This is a genomic window from Caulobacter sp. CCH9-E1, assembly GCF_001556515.1.
Classification (GTDB): Bacteria; Pseudomonadota; Alphaproteobacteria; order Caulobacterales; family Caulobacteraceae; genus Caulobacter.
Window position 1 is genome coordinate 1 of the sequence record NZ_LSJA01000365.1, and the last position, 14,542, is coordinate 14,542.

At 67.2% G+C, this 14,542-nt stretch carries 17 protein-coding genes; 2 read left to right on the forward strand and 15 right to left on the reverse strand.

Annotated elements, in window-relative coordinates; translation table 11 throughout:
- The 4 genes from AX690_RS20275 to AX690_RS20290 form a co-directional block, all read right to left on the reverse strand.
- A partial coding sequence (locus tag AX690_RS20275) for a copper resistance system multicopper oxidase (protein WP_066680688.1) occupies positions 1-1,856 on the reverse strand: 1,856 nt, incomplete at its 3' end.
- Positions 1,857-1,977: 121 nt separating this feature from the next.
- Positions 1,978-2,550, reverse strand: a complete 573-nt coding sequence (locus tag AX690_RS20280) for an RNA polymerase sigma factor (RefSeq protein ID WP_066680686.1) — start codon at positions 2,548-2,550, stop codon at positions 1,978-1,980.
- Entirely contained in the window at positions 2,547-2,987 is a 441-nt protein-coding gene (locus AX690_RS20285; protein WP_066680684.1) for a Spy/CpxP family protein refolding chaperone, read from the reverse strand. The genes AX690_RS20280 and AX690_RS20285 overlap by 4 nt, the downstream gene beginning before the upstream one ends.
- Entirely contained in the window at positions 2,984-3,277 is a 294-nt protein-coding gene (locus tag AX690_RS20290; protein ID WP_066730539.1) for a hypothetical protein, read from the reverse strand. Before AX690_RS20290 ends, AX690_RS20285 begins: the two co-directional genes overlap by 4 nt.
- Before the next feature lie 119 nt (positions 3,278-3,396).
- On the opposite strand from AX690_RS20290, the gene AX690_RS20295 reads away from it, so the two are divergent.
- On the forward strand, positions 3,397-4,569 hold the full coding sequence (locus tag AX690_RS20295; RefSeq protein ID WP_231732255.1) for an acyltransferase: 1,173 nt from the start codon (positions 3,397-3,399) through the stop codon (positions 4,567-4,569).
- Positions 4,570-4,646: 77 nt separating this feature from the next.
- Here AX690_RS20295 and AX690_RS20300 read toward each other — a convergent pair whose 3' ends face one another.
- The 5 genes from AX690_RS20300 to AX690_RS20320 all read right to left on the reverse strand — a co-directional run bounded on the left by AX690_RS20300 (position 4,647) and on the right by AX690_RS20320 (position 6,945).
- Positions 4,647-5,006: a DUF305 domain-containing protein gene (locus tag AX690_RS20300; RefSeq protein ID WP_082769779.1), complete on the reverse strand. Its 360-nt coding sequence runs from the start codon at positions 5,004-5,006 to the stop codon at positions 4,647-4,649.
- A 17-nt stretch (positions 5,007-5,023) separates the two neighbouring features.
- A complete protein-coding gene (locus AX690_RS20305) occupies positions 5,024-5,425 on the reverse strand; it encodes a four-helix bundle copper-binding protein (RefSeq protein ID WP_066680677.1) in 402 nt (133 codons plus the stop codon).
- A gap of 338 nt (positions 5,426-5,763) precedes the next feature.
- Complete coding sequence (locus AX690_RS20310; RefSeq protein WP_066680676.1) at positions 5,764-6,138, reverse strand: hypothetical protein; 375 nt, start codon at positions 6,136-6,138, stop codon at positions 5,764-5,766.
- 91 nt (positions 6,139-6,229) lie between these two features.
- A complete protein-coding gene (locus AX690_RS20315) occupies positions 6,230-6,535 on the reverse strand; it encodes a hypothetical protein (RefSeq protein WP_066680675.1) in 306 nt (101 codons plus the stop codon).
- A 131-nt stretch (positions 6,536-6,666) separates the two neighbouring features.
- Positions 6,667-6,945: a metal-sensitive transcriptional regulator gene (locus tag AX690_RS20320; RefSeq protein WP_066680674.1), complete on the reverse strand. Its 279-nt coding sequence runs from the start codon at positions 6,943-6,945 to the stop codon at positions 6,667-6,669.
- 92 nt (positions 6,946-7,037) lie between these two features.
- On the opposite strand from AX690_RS20320, the gene AX690_RS20325 reads away from it, so the two are divergent.
- Complete coding sequence (locus tag AX690_RS20325) at positions 7,038-9,389, forward strand: heavy metal translocating P-type ATPase (RefSeq protein ID WP_066680673.1); 2,352 nt, start codon at positions 7,038-7,040, stop codon at positions 9,387-9,389.
- On the opposite strand, the gene AX690_RS20330 is transcribed toward AX690_RS20325, so the two are convergent.
- The 6 genes from AX690_RS20330 to AX690_RS20355 all read right to left on the reverse strand — a co-directional run bounded on the left by AX690_RS20330 (position 9,386) and on the right by AX690_RS20355 (position 14,520).
- A complete protein-coding gene (locus tag AX690_RS20330; protein ID WP_066680672.1) occupies positions 9,386-9,649 on the reverse strand; it encodes a hypothetical protein in 264 nt (87 codons plus the stop codon). The two genes, AX690_RS20325 and AX690_RS20330, sit on opposite strands and share 4 nt — an antisense overlap.
- A 13-nt stretch (positions 9,650-9,662) precedes the next feature.
- Positions 9,663-10,232, reverse strand: coding sequence for an SRPBCC family protein (locus AX690_RS20335; RefSeq protein ID WP_231732256.1), 570 nt, complete (start codon positions 10,230-10,232; stop codon positions 9,663-9,665).
- A 66-nt stretch (positions 10,233-10,298) separates the two neighbouring features.
- Positions 10,299-10,751: an MgtC/SapB family protein gene (locus tag AX690_RS20340; protein ID WP_066680670.1), complete on the reverse strand. Its 453-nt coding sequence runs from the start codon at positions 10,749-10,751 to the stop codon at positions 10,299-10,301.
- Positions 10,744-11,631: a ribose-phosphate diphosphokinase gene (locus AX690_RS20345; protein WP_066680668.1), complete on the reverse strand. Its 888-nt coding sequence runs from the start codon at positions 11,629-11,631 to the stop codon at positions 10,744-10,746. Before AX690_RS20345 ends, AX690_RS20340 begins: the two co-directional genes overlap by 8 nt.
- 1 nt (position 11,632) lies before the next feature.
- Positions 11,633-13,201, reverse strand: coding sequence for a thymidine phosphorylase family protein (locus AX690_RS20350; RefSeq protein ID WP_369798234.1), 1,569 nt, complete (start codon positions 13,199-13,201; stop codon positions 11,633-11,635).
- Positions 13,153-14,520 carry an MBL fold metallo-hydrolase RNA specificity domain-containing protein gene (locus AX690_RS20355; protein WP_066680664.1) on the reverse strand — a complete coding sequence of 456 codons (1,368 nt, stop codon included), beginning with the start codon at positions 14,518-14,520 and terminating at the stop codon, positions 13,153-13,155. The genes AX690_RS20350 and AX690_RS20355 overlap by 49 nt, the downstream gene beginning before the upstream one ends.
- Between the last annotated feature and the right edge of the window lie 22 nt (positions 14,521-14,542).

The window sequence follows — 14,542 nt, forward strand, 5'->3', positions numbered from 1 at the left end:
GCCGCCGCTCCTTCGACCGGACGCACCTTGAAGACTTGGAACATGCCGGCGTGCATGTGGTAGAGCATGTGGCAGTGGAAGGCCCAGTCACCGCCCTCGGCGGTGAAATCGAACGACACCTTCCCACCCGGCATTACGTTCACCGTATGCTTGCGCGGCAGATGGCCGACTGGCCCGTGCACCAGCTCGAAGAAGTGCCCGTGCAAGTGGATGGGGTGCGTCATCATCGAGTCGTTGATGAGGGTGACGCGCACCCGCTCACCGGCCCGGAAGGAATAGGCCGGCGGGTTCTCGCTGAACTTCCAGCCGTCGAAGCCCCAGATAAACCGCTCCATGTTGCCGGTGAGATGGATGTCCATCGCGCGATCCGGCGGCCTGGGGTCGGGGTTGGGATCCAGCGCGATGAGGTCCTTGTAGACCAGCACCCGATGACCGACGCTTTCCAGCCCAAGGCCGGGATCGCCGGTGCGATCCATCGGCATGGGCGCGATCATCTGCACGCCCGGCCCCTTCTTGATTTGAGGGGCCTTCGACCAGTCCAGCATGTTCATGTCCATGCCGCCCATGTCGCCCATCACATCCGCGCCACGCTGGCGCGGCGGAGCCATGCCGGGCGGCGGCCCGGCGGCCGCCATGCCCGGCATGGCCGCGGGATCCATCCCCGGCATGCTGGAGTGGTCCATTCCAGCCATCTGCGAATGGTCCATGCCGGCCATGGCGCCGTGCGCGGACATGTCCATGCCCATGTCCTTCATGGTCAGGATGGGCCGCTCACGCAGCGGCGGCACGGCCGCGCTCATCCCAGCGCGGGGCGCCAGGGTCGCCCGCCCCAAGCCGGAACGGTCGATCGCCTCCGAAACGATCGTGTAGGCGCGATCCTCGGTCGGGTGGACGATCACGTCGTAGGTCTCGGCGTTGCCGATCTGGAACTCGTCCACCTCGACGGGCCGGACGTTCTGGCCGTCGGCTGCGACGACCGTGAGCTTCAGGCCCGGAATGCGGACGTTGAAGACCATCTGCGCCGCACTGTTAATAAAGCGCAGGCGCACCCGCTCGCCGGGCTTGAAGAGCCCGGTCCAGTTGTCCTTGGGGCCGTGGCCGTTGACGAGGAAGGTCATCACCGCGCCGGTGACGTCCGAGATGTCGGTCGGGTCCATGAGCATCTTGGCCCATTCGATCCGCTCGGCGAGGGTCTGGTCCTTGCCCGCAAGCAGGCCGGCGATCGTCTGGCGCTGATAGTTGAAGACCCCGCCCTGCTGCTTCAGCCGCTTGAAAATCAGGTGCGGGTGCATCTCGCTATGGTCGGCTAGCACCAAGACGTGCTCGCGGTCGTAAGCGACGGGATCGGGCTTCGCGGGCTCGATGACGATTGGGGCGTAGTGGCCCTCCGCCTCCTGCAGACCCGAGTGGCTATGGTACCAGTAGGTGCCTGACTGAATGATCGGGAACTCGTAGACGAAGGTCTCGCCGGGGCGGATGCCGGGAAAGCTGACCCCCGGAACGCCGTCCATCTCGAAAGGCACCAGCAGCCCATGCCAGTGGATCGAGGTGTCCTCATCGAGGGTGTTCGTCACCGCGATCCGGACCCGCTGACCTTCTTTCAGACGAATGAGCGGACCGGGCACGGTCCCATTGATCGTCACCGCGTGTCGGCGCTCGCCGTCGATCGTGATCGGTGTGTGGCCGATCGTCAGCTTGATGTCCTCGCCCGAAAGGGTCGGCAGGGTCGAGAGTAGGCCCGGCGTCGCGCTCTGCGCCCAGGCGGGCAGCAGCGAACTGATCGCCGCTCCGCCCCCGAGGATGGCCGCGCCTTTGATCAGGGCGCGGCGGTCAAGGTCAGGTCGTGGCCTGGACATTCGAAATCCTACGATCGGAACAATAGACGAGGTGATGGGGCTTCCCACCGCGGGAAGGTCAAGCGCCCCGCCCGCACAAACTCTACGCAGCTCGGGGCGCTTGCCCCTGAACTTCCGAGGATTAAATCGCCGAGCGGTCGATAAGCTCCGCAAGCTGCTGGCGGGCCCGGTAGACGCGCGTCTCGACGGTCTTGACGGTCACACCCAGGAGCAAGGCGGCTTCCTGCTGCGTGAGTTCGTCGAAATAGGTCAGGAGCAGCGGCTCTTTGAGCTTGATCGGTAGGCGGTCGACGGCCTTCTGGACAATGGCCCGGCGCTGCGCCGAAACGATGGACTCCTCGCCGTCGGGCGCCGGATCCGCTTGTGCCTGCGCCTCGGGCGACTGGTCGTCCTTCTCGCCCAGGATGAACCGACGAACCGCCAGACGGCGGGCGCGATCGCGGCACTTGTTAAGGGCTATGGCGCGCAGCCAGACCGGGAACGCCCGCCGATCGTCGAAACGCGCGAGCGCCTTCCACGCCGCGACGAGGGTCTCCTGCACGACATCGACGGCCGCGTCGGCGTCGCCGACGTAGCGCCGCACGAAGCCATACAGCGACGGCTTGTGCCGACGCATGAGCGTGGTGAACGCCCGATCCTCCCCGCCCCGCGCGCGCAGGACGAGATCGGCGTCCGTCTCGTCCTCAAGCGTCACGGCGCCTGTTCGGTGAGGGCCTCGGAGACACGCTTGTCGAACTGCGCGGCCTGGTCCGGCGTCAACACGGTGCGCATCGCCAGGACGTGCAGGATGGTCTCGTTCTGAAGGGCCCCCATAGCGTCGTGAAACCGCTCAACCGCGGCCTTCACCTCCGGCGAATATTCGTGACGCACCTGAATGGCCCGGGCGAGCTCGGCGTTGGCGGCGCGCAGTTCGGCCTCCCGCGCCCGGCGCCGCCCTGCGAAATCCTGCTCAAGCACGTCGAGCCGCTTCCGCTGCTCGGCCGAAAGCTTCAGCTCTTCGTGGACAAACTCATGCAGCGAAGGCTGGTGGCGCTGATCATAGATGTAGCGCGCGCCAATCCACGTTCCGCCGACGGCCGCGATGAGGGTCAGGAGGAGCGTGAGGATCAGCCCACGGCTGAAGAAACTCATCCGTGGTGATCCAAGAGGGTGGAGGGGGCGAGCTCCGCCTTAGTGGAGAAGGCGGACACCTCCTGGGATTGCGCGGCCACGGCGACCGCAGTCGCGCCGCCACTCGCCACGCCCAATCCCAGCGCGCCGACGACGGCCGCGGCCCGTACGGCCAGGAGCGTTGGGGCCGCCGCCCGGGCCTGGCGCACGCGCTCGATGCCCTGCCAGACCCTCGCCTCCAGCCTCTGGTAGCCGGCGGGTAGCGGCTCCGATCGAAGCGCTCTCAGTTCGTCATCAAGTCTGTCGTCCATCGCAACACCCCGATTAACCGTCATGACTCTATACGCAGGATCTGATGGCACCCCTCAACTGAGGGCCGGCGGCGCCGTCCTGCGTTTATCCTATAGAGGTCGGGATCTTGGGGGCTGCAATGGTTCGTCGCGAAAGCGAAGCGCGCGAGGCTGGAGACATGTTTCCAGCCGATCTCCCGGGTCTTACCAGCGTACGCTTCTTGTTGGCCTTGGGGGTGGTGCTCTTCCACTACCAGCTGCAGTGGCCTTGGGACGCCATGTCGTCGACCGGGTTCTTCGACCGGGCGCGACTCGGGGTCGACGCCTTCTTCATCCTCTCCGGCTTTGTCCTGACCCACGCCTATCGCGATGCGATCGCCGGAAACCGGATGAATTATGGCAGGTTCCTGATCGCCCGCTTCGCCCGAATCTACCCGGCGCACCTGGCTGTGCTCGCCTTCGTGCTGGTCATGGTCACCACGGCGAGCCTGGTGGGCGCTGAGTTCGACCGCAATCTCTACAATCCCGCCGGACTCGTCACGACACTGCTCCTCGTTCACGCCTGGCTCCCGGAGGTGGTGAAAGCCGAATGGAACGGTCCGTCCTGGTCGCTGTCGGCTGAGTGGTTCGCATACCTGACCTTCCCCGCCTTCGCCTGGGCCGGTTTGAAGCTGCGCCGCCGACCGATCGTGCTTCTGGCCTTAACCGCCCTGCTCTTCCTTGCCCTCGACCAGATCTATCAAGCCGTCTTCGGTCGCATCCTGGTTCATGCTGAGGCGAACATGGGGATCCTGCGCATCATCCCCGAATTCCTCTACGGCGTCGCCCTCTACCGTTTGGGAGAACGCCTGCTTCTTCGCCGGCAGGCCGCCGTCCTGTTCGCCTGGGCGGCGGCGATTCTTCTCGTTGCGCTGATGCACCTGAAGGCCGATGACCGATGGGTCGTCGCCGCGGCGGGCCCGCTGGTGCTGGCCCTGGCTATGCTCTCGAAGGTACAGGCCGAGGGTGTGCTCAAGGCGCGTTGGCCCCGCCTCGGGGGCGAAGCCTCCTACGCGCTCTATCTCGTCCACATGCCCATCCTGATCGCCTGGAAGGGCGTCTGGTCGGCCGCCCAGGGGCGCGATAGCGGCTATGTACTCGGCTGGTGGGAGGTAGCCGCGCTCCTGGCGCTGTCGCTTCTGTCGGCCATCGCCCTTCACCTCCTGTTCGAAGGTCCGGCCCGCGCTTGGATTCGTCGCCGGGCCGATCGTCTTTGGCCCGCCCCTGAAGCACGGGCGCAGATGCGGCCAGGCTCCCAGCCACCCGACGTCTAACACTGAAGCCACGGGCGATTGAGCTAGACTACAACGGCTTAGGCGGGCGTAAGGGGCCCCGCCACGCGGCGGATGGCTTAAGGCTTCGGTGTGCGACCGCCATGCTTGTCGAGCCAGGCCTGCAGTTCGGCGATCTCCTTGCGCTGCATCTCCGCCGACTTCTGCGCCATCTGTTTGGCCTCCGCGTCGTCGCCATGCTTCAGCACCGCATCGGACATCGCGATGGCTCCCCTATGGTGCTCGATCATCTTGAGCGCCCAGGCCCGATCGGCATCGGCGTCGTTGGTGGACATCATCTTCTGATGCATGTCCTGCATACCCTTCATGTAGTCTTGCTTGGCCATTTGGCCGTGTTGCATGCTGGTGGGCCCCTGCTGAGCGAGGGCCGGTGCGGCGAGCAGCGCGGCCGCAGCCGCAACGATGGCGATCATTTTCATCTGGGAGCCTTTTGCGATCAGTGAAACGTCTGGAGGGCGGCCTGACAGGCCTGTTCGCAGCGCCGGCACGATTCGGCGCAGATGCGGCAGTGCTCATGCATGCTGGCGTGACGGTCGCATTCCTCCGCGCAGAGCCGGCAGGCCTCCTCGCATGCCCTCAGCACACTCTGGATGATCGGTTCGTTTGAGCCGGTGCGGCGTGATGCGATGTGGCCAGCGGCCGTGCAAATGTCGGCGCAGTCGAGGTTCAGGCGAATGCATTGGGTCAGCTGCGCGACCATCTGCTCGCCCAGGCAGGCATCGGCGCACGACGTGCAGCTCTGAGCGCAGTCGAAGCATTCCTCGATGCAGCGGATCAGGCTGTCGTTTGTGGCTCCGCGCACCTGGGGGTGCGTACTTATTATTTCATGGGCGTGCATGGCCGTCATCCTATGCAGGTGGATGGCCGCTGAACCCTCATTCTGGAGTTCCGTTCCGCCGCACGGGCCGAGGAGCGAAATCTTTTGTCCGTAGAACTGAAAAACCGAGGGAGCAGCCTTCCGCGTGCGTATTGCCGCTCGTCTTTTCCGGCTCAAGCGGGTGGGGGTGAACTCATCATGGGAGCGCAGTGACGCTCACGCGAAGCCTCACAGCTAGCTTGCCGGAGATGGGAAACGCACGGGAGTTCGTCAGTGGGCGGCTCCGGGCTAAGCGTCATTAACATCCCGTGCTCGTGCGCTACGGCAGAAATGCACAGGGCCGGACCCGACGGCGCCACCTACATGTGTCCGTCCATCTTCATCGGCGGATCCGCTTTCTTCATCGGGATGGAGCCGTCGTTCTTGGCGCCCATGCCGTCGGCATGCGCCTTGGCGCCCATCTCCATTCCGCGCTCATGCGCATCGCGTTCCATCTCCATCCCTTCACGGTGCCCCTCGGCGCGAGCCTCTTCTAGGGTTTCAGACGAACTGGAATGATGCTCGCCGGCTTCGCCCGGGGCGTCGGGCGTCGTCGCCGGAGCCGTGGCGACGGGCGACGGGGCGCCGGGCGCCGGAGTCTCCGTCTTCTGCTCGCAACCGGCCAGGCCGATCGCCGCCAAGGCGACGGAGCCAGCCAAGGCCTTTAGCAGACGGGGCGGCAAGAGATGGGTCATGGGTCGCGTCCTGTCGGTGGGTCAACGAAGCGGCAGATAAAGTGAGGCCGACCGGCTGCAGCATGAAGGGCGCAGCCGGTCGGCCGCTTTCCTACTTCTTGGCTTCAGCCATCTTTGCGGCGCACTTTCCGTGCATCTTATCCATCTCGGCCTTGCTGAGCGGCTTCATCTTCATGACCCCGGGAGTGCCTTTCATGGAGGCGTGGTCATGCATGACGCGGCCGTCCATCTTCCGGCCCATGACGCTCTTGCACTCTTCGTGGGTTGGGTTGGCGGGGTCCTTGACCGAAACGGTGGCGTCGGCCGCGGCCTTGTGATCCCCGTGTTCCGGCTGCGCGTAGCTCTGGCTGGCGGTGGCGAGGCCGAGGGCCGCGATGGCGACGAATAGGGTACGCATGGGTGTGTCCTTTGCTGGTCGGCGGACAGCGGCTCGCCGTGCCCTCGATTGAAATATGCCAAACCCTAGCGTTCCCTCCAAACCCAACCTTGATATCGATCAAGCGCCGCTGCGGCGGGACGCCAGCGCCATCAGTTCCGGAGCTTGCCGATCAGCTCGACCAGCTCGGCTGTCTTCTGTTCGCGCTCCGCCACGTCGCCGCTGGCCGCCATCGCACCAGCGACGCAGTGTTCGAGGTGGTCTTTCACGAGTTCGCCCTCAACCCGACGCAGCGCCGCCCTCGCGGCGTGCAGCTGCGTCAGGATGTCGAGGCAGTAGCGATCCTGCTCCACCATGCGGGAGATGCCTCGCACCTGCCCTTCAACCCGGTTCAGCCGGTTGATCAGACGTGGCTTGTTCGTGCGTTCCATCAAAGCCTCCGCCGCTCGGTGCGGCAATATACAGAAAGCCGCGTTTTGATCCATGCCCCACTGGGGTATATATACGCCGAACAGGAGGCCCCATGAGCGGTCAAGGCCATACGCACCATCATCATGCTGACCCCAGTGACCGCCAGGCGGCTGTCGTGGCGGTCACCGACCCGGTCTGCGGCATGACGGTTGATCCGGCGACCACCCCGCACCACGCGGAGCATGCGGGGCAGACCTTCCACTTCTGCTCGGCCGGGTGCCGCACCAAGTTCGTCGCCGATCCGGCGAAATACCTGACCAAGGATGAGGCCCCGTCCGCTGCGGCGCCGGCAGGGACGATCTACACCTGTCCGATGCACCCCCAGATCCGGAAGGAGGGACCGGGCAACTGCCCCATCTGCGGCATGGCGCTCGAGCCGGAGACCGCGACCGCCGAAGGCGGTCCGAACCCCGAGCTGATCGACATGACCCGCCGGTTCTGGGTGGGTCTCGTCCTCACCCTGCCCGTTCTCGCGCTCGAGATGGGCGCGCATGTCCTCGATCTGCACCGCTGGATTTCGCCCACGACGTCGAACTGGGTGCAGCTCGCCCTGGCGACCCCCGTCGTGCTGTGGGCCGGCTGGCCCTTCTTTGAACGGGGCTGGGCGTCCCTGCGGACGCGCAACCTCAACATGTTCACCCTCATCGCCATGGGGATCGGGGTGGCCTGGGCCTACAGCGTCGTGGCCACGCTGGCGCCGCACATCTTCCCTTCGGCGTTCCGGCGCACCGATGGCAGCGTTGCAATCTACTTCGAAGCCGCGGCCGTGATCACGGTCCTCGTGCTGCTGGGTCAGGTGCTGGAACTGCGGGCCCGCGAGCAGACCTCGGGTGCGATCAAGGCGCTGCTGGACCTCGCGCCCAAGACCGCGCGACGGGTCCGGACGGATGGGACTGACGAAGAGGTCACGCTCGACCAGATCCTGGTGAGCGACCAGCTGCGGGTGCGGCCGGGCGAGAAAGTCCCCGTCGACGGCGAGGTCGTGGACGGCCGCGTCTCGATCGACGAGTCGATGGTCACCGGGGAATCGATGCCCGTGACCAAGGAAGCAGGCGACAAGGTCGTCGGCGGCTCGATCAACAAGACCGGCTCCTTCGTGATGCGGGCCGAGAAGGTCGGGGCCGACACCCTGCTGTCGCAGATCGTCCACATGGTCGCCCAGGCCCAGCGCTCTCGGGCGCCGATCCAGCGCATGGCCGACCAAGTCTCGGGCTGGTTCGTCCCAGTGGTGATCGTGATCGCTGTCCTGGCATTCGCCGGCTGGGGGGTCTTTGGTCCCGAGCCGAGGTTTGCCTTCGGCCTCATCGCGGCGGTCTCGGTGCTGATCATCGCCTGCCCGTGCGCACTTGGACTGGCGACGCCGATCTCGATCATGGTGGGGGTCGGTCGCGGCGCCGGGGCCGGCGTGCTCATCAAAAACGCCGAAGCCCTGGAGCGGTTCGAAAAGATAGACACGTTGGTGATCGATAAGACCGGAACTCTCACCGAGGGGCGGCCAGCGGTCACCGCCATCGTGCCCGCCGCGGGTTGGGACGAAGCCGAAGTGCTTCGCCTGGCCGCCAGCCTCGAGCGTGGCAGTGAGCATCCCCTCGCGGACGCCATCCTCCGCGCCGCAAGCGATCGCAAGCTAAGCCTTTCAGAGCCGTCCGACTTTGACTCGCCCGTCGGCAAGGGCGTTCTGGGCTCGATCGACGGGCGGCGTCTGGTGCTCGGATCCGGCAAGTTTCTGAAGGAACAGGGGGTCGACACCGGGGAACTCGATAGTCAGGCAGAGTCGCTCCGCACTGACGGCGCTACGGCAATCTTCATGGCGGTCGACGGACAGGCCGCAGCGGTGTTCGCCATCGCCGACCCCATCAAGGCCACCACGCCCGAAGCCGTTCGCCTCCTGAAGGCCGAAGGCGTGCGGCTCGTCATGATGACCGGCGACAACCGCACCACGGCGCTCGCCGTGGCCCGCAAGCTCGGCATCGACGAAGTCGAGGCCGAGGTTCTACCGCAGGACAAGGCGGCCGTGGTCGAGAAGTTCCGCGCCGAGGGCCGCAAGGTGGCGATGGCGGGAGATGGCGTGAACGATGCGCCGGCGCTGGCGGCGGCCGAAGTTGGGATCGCCATGGGCGCGGGGTCCGACGTGGCCATCGAGAGCGCGGGCGTGACCCTCCTGAAGGGCGATCTGCAGGGGATCGTCAAGGCGCGGCGGCTGTCCCGCGCCGTGATGCGGAATATCCGCCAGAACCTCTTCTTCGCCTTCGTCTATAATGCGGCCGGCGTGCCGGTAGCGGCCGGCGTCCTCTACCCGGTGTTTGGCTGGCTGCTCTCGCCGGCGATCGCGGCGGCGGCCATGGCGCTGTCCAGCGTCAGCGTGGTGACCAACGCCTTGCGGCTACGAAGCGTGAAGCTCTAGCGCGGACGGGTCCCGTCCGCCGGCGGCGCCGGGTGCAAATCGGGTTCGTCCGGCGACATGATGTCGGTTTGCGACGGGTCCTTCCCGAAGGCGGACTGGTCGTGGGGTTCCCCCATTTCGTCCGCCGCGGCGGCAGGCGCGACCTCGCCAGACCGCGGGCCGCCGGGCTCTGCGGAGCAGCTCGTCAGGATGAGGAGCACGGCGGCGGCGAGCCCTTTCGTCGATGTGAGATGAGCCTGCGCGCTGGCCAGCCATCGCATACGTGAGCCCTCGCTACGCCGACTGTCGTTCGGTCGACGCGAAATGCTGGACGGCGTCGATCACCATCCGACGCACGCACCAGCGCGCGTAAAGCCCCGCAAGGGCTGGAAGCCACCTCGCCCACCCCCGGCTCGGCAGGGCGTAGTCGATCCAGACGGACAGGCGCGAACCGGCCCCCTCTTCGGTGATGGCGAAGCCCATCTCGTATCCGCCGATGACCAGGAGCCTCGGCTCCCCCGTTGTGCGCCAGACCTTACGGTGCGGCGGGTCGCGGACCGTGACCACCTCGTCGACAAAGAGCGACAAGCCAAACGCCGCGCCGCCCATGCGGATGTGCGAGCCCACCGCCTGGCCACGCCCCGCGTCGAACTCGTAGGTCATACGACCGCCGCCCATCATCACGGACGGTCGGCCCATGTGCTCGGCCAACCGGGTCTGGTCGTCCAGGCGGTCGAACACGGCCCGCGGCCGCGCGGGCGTCCGAGCGGTCGCCTCGCGGCGATGGCGGAACGCACCGACCTGGGGCCGTGCGCCGCCACCGGCGCCGGTCGGCGATGGTCCGACGGACTTGGCTCTCGGCATGGCGACCTCCAATCGATCGTAGCGTGACGCCGCCCGGAGAGGCGCAGGCGTGACCGCGCCAGGGCGCTAGCGGCGCGGGGCTTTGTCCTTCGTTTCCTCCGCCGCCGCCGTCTTGGCGGCGAACGGCTCCGGCGCCATCAAGAGGATGAAGGTCAGTCCAGCGCCCAGCGCCATGAGCAGCCACTCCCCGAGGCCGGCGGCGAAGCCCGCGAGCGCGGATACCCAGACCGCTGCGGCGGTCGTCACGCCGTGGATCGAGCGACCGCAGGCGGGGTGCATGATCACGCCGGCGCCGACGAACCCGACCCCCATCAGCACCCCTTGGAGCACGGTGCTGATGACCCGCGCGTCGTCGCTGTGGAGTCGCATGGCGATGACGCCGGCCATGGCGCCGGCTGTGGCGATCAGCGCGAACGTGCGCGCGCCGACGAAGCGGATCCGTCGGGACCGCTCGAGCCCGATCAGAAAGCCCACGGCCGCGGCGGCGACGACCCGAAGGACCACGTCGAGATCAGACACCAGCGACTTCCTCGCGCAGGACGGTCGCGATGAGCGGGGCCACGGAGATGGCGTTCGTGGCGTGCGGCACTGCGTCGGTGGAGACGACGCGCGCCGAAGCGCCGGCGACCTCGGTCAGGGCGTCGCCCCCGAAGATCGCGTGCACGATGGCGCAGATCGGGGGCGGGAACCCCCGCAAGCCGAGCTCGCGGGCCGCCGCCGTCAAGGTGCGGCCGGAAGACGCAATGTCGTCGATCAGCACCGGCTGACGGCCGGCGAATGCGGTCAGGTCGGGAAAGGTGATCCTGACGTCGCGATCGCCGAACCGCTCTTTGCGCAACACGACCACCGGGGCGTCAGCGGCCGCGGCCACGTCCGAAGCCCATTGCTCACTCTCGCTGTCCGGTCCGATCACCAGCGCATTTGGGACTTCGGAACGGATCCAGGCGCCGAGCAGATCCGCGGCATGGAGGGTCACACAGGGGATGGTGTAGAGGTCGCTGAGGGTCTTGAAGCGATGTAGATGAGGATCGACGGTGATCAGCCGGTCGAACGCGCCCGAGAGCAGGCGCGCGAACGCGCGTGACGTCACCGCCTCCCCCGCCTTGAACGCCTTGTCCTGGCGCATATAGCCGAGGTACGGCGCGACCAGCGTCACCCGTTTGGCGCCCTGCTCACGCGCGGCCGCAGCGACGAACAGGAGCGTCAGGATGACGCTGTCGATGCGCACCAGGCTGCAGACGATGTCGACCTGGCGGCCGGCCGGGTCGTCCAAGATGCGAACGTAGTGCTCGCCATCGGGGAACTGGCGCGTCTCGAGCCGCCCGAGCTCGGCGCCGGCGGCCTCAGCGAGCTTGGCGGCGAAGGCTTCATGGCCCGGCAGAGCCAGCATGAGACGCATGTCAGGCCTCCAGTTGCACGATGTCGGGGTTCGCGGCGGCGAATTCGAGCGCGTAGGCCAGCTCGCCTTCGGCCTCGGCGTGCACGGTCATGAGCATTTGTCCCTGGGCGACGTCGTCGCCCAGCCGCGCGTGCAGCATGACCCCTGCCGACTTGGCGTCCGGGGCGCCCGCGAGCTTGGCCAGCCTGGCTAGGGTCCGGTTGTTGATGCTTGTCAGCCGCCCTGCGCGGGATGCCAAAACCGGGTGCGTCAGGGCGGCCTTCGGCGGCTGCCGCAGCCCGCCTTGAGCCTCGCAAATGGCCTGAAACTTCGCCCACGCCCGTCCGTCCGCGAGCGTGGTCTCGGCAAGCGCAAAGCCTGTCCCGGCGGCGGTTCGGCCGGCCAGTTCGAGCGCGGCGCCGGCCAGCATGCAGGCGCGCCGCCGCAGGTCCTGCGGAGCCTGCGCGTCGTTCTTCAGCACGGCCAGAACGTCGTGCGCTTCCAGCGCGGGACCGATCCCGCGCCCGACCGGCTGCACGCCGTCGGTCATGACACACCGCAGTTCCACGCCGAAGACGCGCCCGACCTCGGTCAGCTCCGCGGCAAGCTCAGCGGCCGCCTCGTCGGTCCTGACCTTGGCCGTCGCCCCGACCGGTATATCGATCACGATGTGGGTCGACCCGGCGGCGATCTTCTTCGACAGCACCGAGGCGATCAGTTGGCCTCGCGTGTCGATGTCCAGCACCCGCTCCACCCGGATGAGGATGTCGTCGGCGGGGCTGAGGCGGACCGAGCCGCCCCATACCAGGCAGGCGCCCTCCCGCTCCACCACGCGCCGCATGGCGGCGACGTCCAGGTCGACGGGGGCGAGCGTCTCCATGGTGTCAGCCGTTCCGGCGGGACTGGTGATCGCGCGCGACGATGTCTTCGGCATCAGCAGACCGTGCGACGCGACGATGGCCACGACGATCGGGGTGGTGCGATTGCCGGGAAGCCCGCCGACCGAGTGCTTGTCGATGACAATCGGCGATGGCCAGGTCAGCCGCTCGCCGACCTCGATCATCGCGCGCGTGAGGCCGACCGTCTCCTCGAGGTCCAGAGGGAGCGCCGAGCAGGCGGTGAGGAAAGCGGAAAGGTGAACGTCCGTGTAGCGTGCGGCGGCGACATCCCTGACGATCGACTGGAGCGCCGCCAGATCGAGCCGCTGCCCGTAGATCCGACGCCGGACCGCCGAGAGGGAGCCAAGAGGCGGCGGATGGCGGACGGTGAGCTCCGCCCCCTCGGCAATGCCCAGCCGCGCCCAGGCGGCTTCCGACAGGCCCGCTTCCCCATGGCCAAGAAGGCCGTCGGACACCTGGTACAGAAGCGCGAGCACCTCGCGCCCATTCGCCACTAGCAACACCTGCGAGCGCGGGCCGAGACCCTCGGAGCGGCAGACGTGGCAGTCCGAACGCATGAGAACGACGGCGTCGTCCTGGCTGAACAGTCCCAGCCGCCGAGCCTTCAGGGTCGGTGTGGGAGAACGGGGTTGCGCCTCCACAGTCACGACAGGCCGTAGGCTTCGTCCTGAGCGGAGATCGTGCAATCCCACCCCAGGTCCGCCTCGATGCGCGCCTTCAGTCCGACTGGGCCGTCATCCTCCCCGTGGACGATGAACGTCCGGGCCGGCGGGCGCTCGAAGCCGGCCAGCCACCGCATGATCTCGTCCACGTCCGCGTGGGCCGAGAGCATCGGGAGGTTCGCCACCTCGGCTCGAATGGGGATCCACTGCCCGTGGATCTTCACTTCACGGGCGCCCCCGAGCAGGGCCTGTCCGCGGGTTCCGGCCGCTTGATAGCCTGAGAAGAGCACGGTGTTGCGGGCGTCGGGGCCGTACGCCTTCAGATGGTGCAGCACGCGCCCGCCGGTCGCCATTCCGCTGGCCGATATGATCACCTTGGGCATGCTGTTGTGGCTTAGAGCCTTCGACTCGTCGACGTCGCGCGTATAGGTCGCGACCTCGCAAGATGCCCGGCAGACATCCTCGGCCAGCTTGTGATCGGCCCCATGGCGACACAGAAGGTCGGTCGCATCAGTCGCCATGGGACTGTCGAGATAGATGGGCGTCAAAGGCAGCGCCCCATCCTGCTTGAGTTTCGACAGCAGGTAGAGCAGCTCCTGGGCGCGCCCGACGGCGAACGCCGGAATCACGACAGTGCCGCCCCGCGCGGTCGTGCGCTCGATCACCTGCAGCAGCGCTTGCGCTGGCGCCACCGGATCGTGGCGACGGTCTCCATAGGTGGACTCCACGATCAGGTAGTCGGCGTGCGGCACGGGCTCGGGATCGGGCGTGATCGGATCGTCGTAGCGGCCGAGGTCCCCCGAGAAGACGACAGTCTTCCCGCCCCACCGAATCTCGACGGTTGCGGCGCCCAGGATGTGGCCCGCGTAGCGGAACGTGGCCGTGGCGCCATGTCCAAGGTCCACCGCTTTGCCGAAGGCGACGGGCCGGAGCTGGCCAATGGCGCGTTCGGCGTCATGCTTGCCGTACAGCGGGAGCGCGGGCTTGTGCTTGGAAAAGCCGTGCCGATTGGCGAACTCGGCGTCGCTTTCCTGGATCTTGGCGCTGTCCAGCAGCAGGAGTTCCGCCAGATCGGCCGTTGCCGCCGAGCAGTAGATTGGGCCTCGGAAGCCTTCTCGCACCAGCCGTGGCAGGTAGCCGGAGTGATCGAGGTGCGCATGGGTCAACACCACGGCGTCGATGGAGGCCGCCTCGCGGGACAGCGGCTCCCAGTTCTTGAGGCGCAGGGCCTTCAGACCCTGGAACAGCCCGCAGTCCACGAGCAGGCTTCGCCCCCCAAGCTCAAGCAGGTGCTTCGAGCCCGTCACCGTTCCTGCGCCGCCTAGCGACGTCAGCGTCAATTTGGCCATGCGCCCTCCGATCCCTGCCAAA

Bases quoted from the DNA above. Each gene is read 5' to 3' on its own strand.
- AX690_RS20285 (WP_066680684.1), bottom strand. From the start codon at position 2,987: ATGAGTTTCTTCAGCCGTGGGCTGATCCTCACGCTCCTCCTGACCCTC.
- AX690_RS20290 (WP_066730539.1), bottom strand. From the start codon at position 3,277: ATGGACGACAGACTTGATGACGAACTGAGAGCGCTTCGATCGGAGCCG.
- AX690_RS20295 (WP_231732255.1), top strand. From the start codon at position 3,397: ATGGTTCGTCGCGAAAGCGAAGCGCGCGAGGCTGGAGACATGTTTCCA.
- AX690_RS20300 (WP_082769779.1), bottom strand. From the start codon at position 5,006: ATGAAAATGATCGCCATCGTTGCGGCTGCGGCCGCGCTGCTCGCCGCA.
- AX690_RS20305 (WP_066680677.1), bottom strand. From the start codon at position 5,425: ATGCACGCCCATGAAATAATAAGTACGCACCCCCAGGTGCGCGGAGCC.
- AX690_RS20310 (WP_066680676.1), bottom strand. From the start codon at position 6,138: ATGACCCATCTCTTGCCGCCCCGTCTGCTAAAGGCCTTGGCTGGCTCC.
- AX690_RS20315 (WP_066680675.1), bottom strand. From the start codon at position 6,535: ATGCGTACCCTATTCGTCGCCATCGCGGCCCTCGGCCTCGCCACCGCC.
- AX690_RS20320 (WP_066680674.1), bottom strand. From the start codon at position 6,945: ATGGAACGCACGAACAAGCCACGTCTGATCAACCGGCTGAACCGGGTT.
- AX690_RS20325 (WP_066680673.1), top strand. From the start codon at position 7,038: ATGAGCGGTCAAGGCCATACGCACCATCATCATGCTGACCCCAGTGAC.
- AX690_RS20330 (WP_066680672.1), bottom strand. From the start codon at position 9,649: ATGCGATGGCTGGCCAGCGCGCAGGCTCATCTCACATCGACGAAAGGG.
- AX690_RS20335 (WP_231732256.1), bottom strand. From the start codon at position 10,232: ATGCCGAGAGCCAAGTCCGTCGGACCATCGCCGACCGGCGCCGGTGGC.
- AX690_RS20345 (WP_066680668.1), bottom strand. From the start codon at position 11,631: ATGCGTCTCATGCTGGCTCTGCCGGGCCATGAAGCCTTCGCCGCCAAG.
- AX690_RS20355 (WP_066680664.1), bottom strand. From the start codon at position 14,520: ATGGCCAAATTGACGCTGACGTCGCTAGGCGGCGCAGGAACGGTGACG.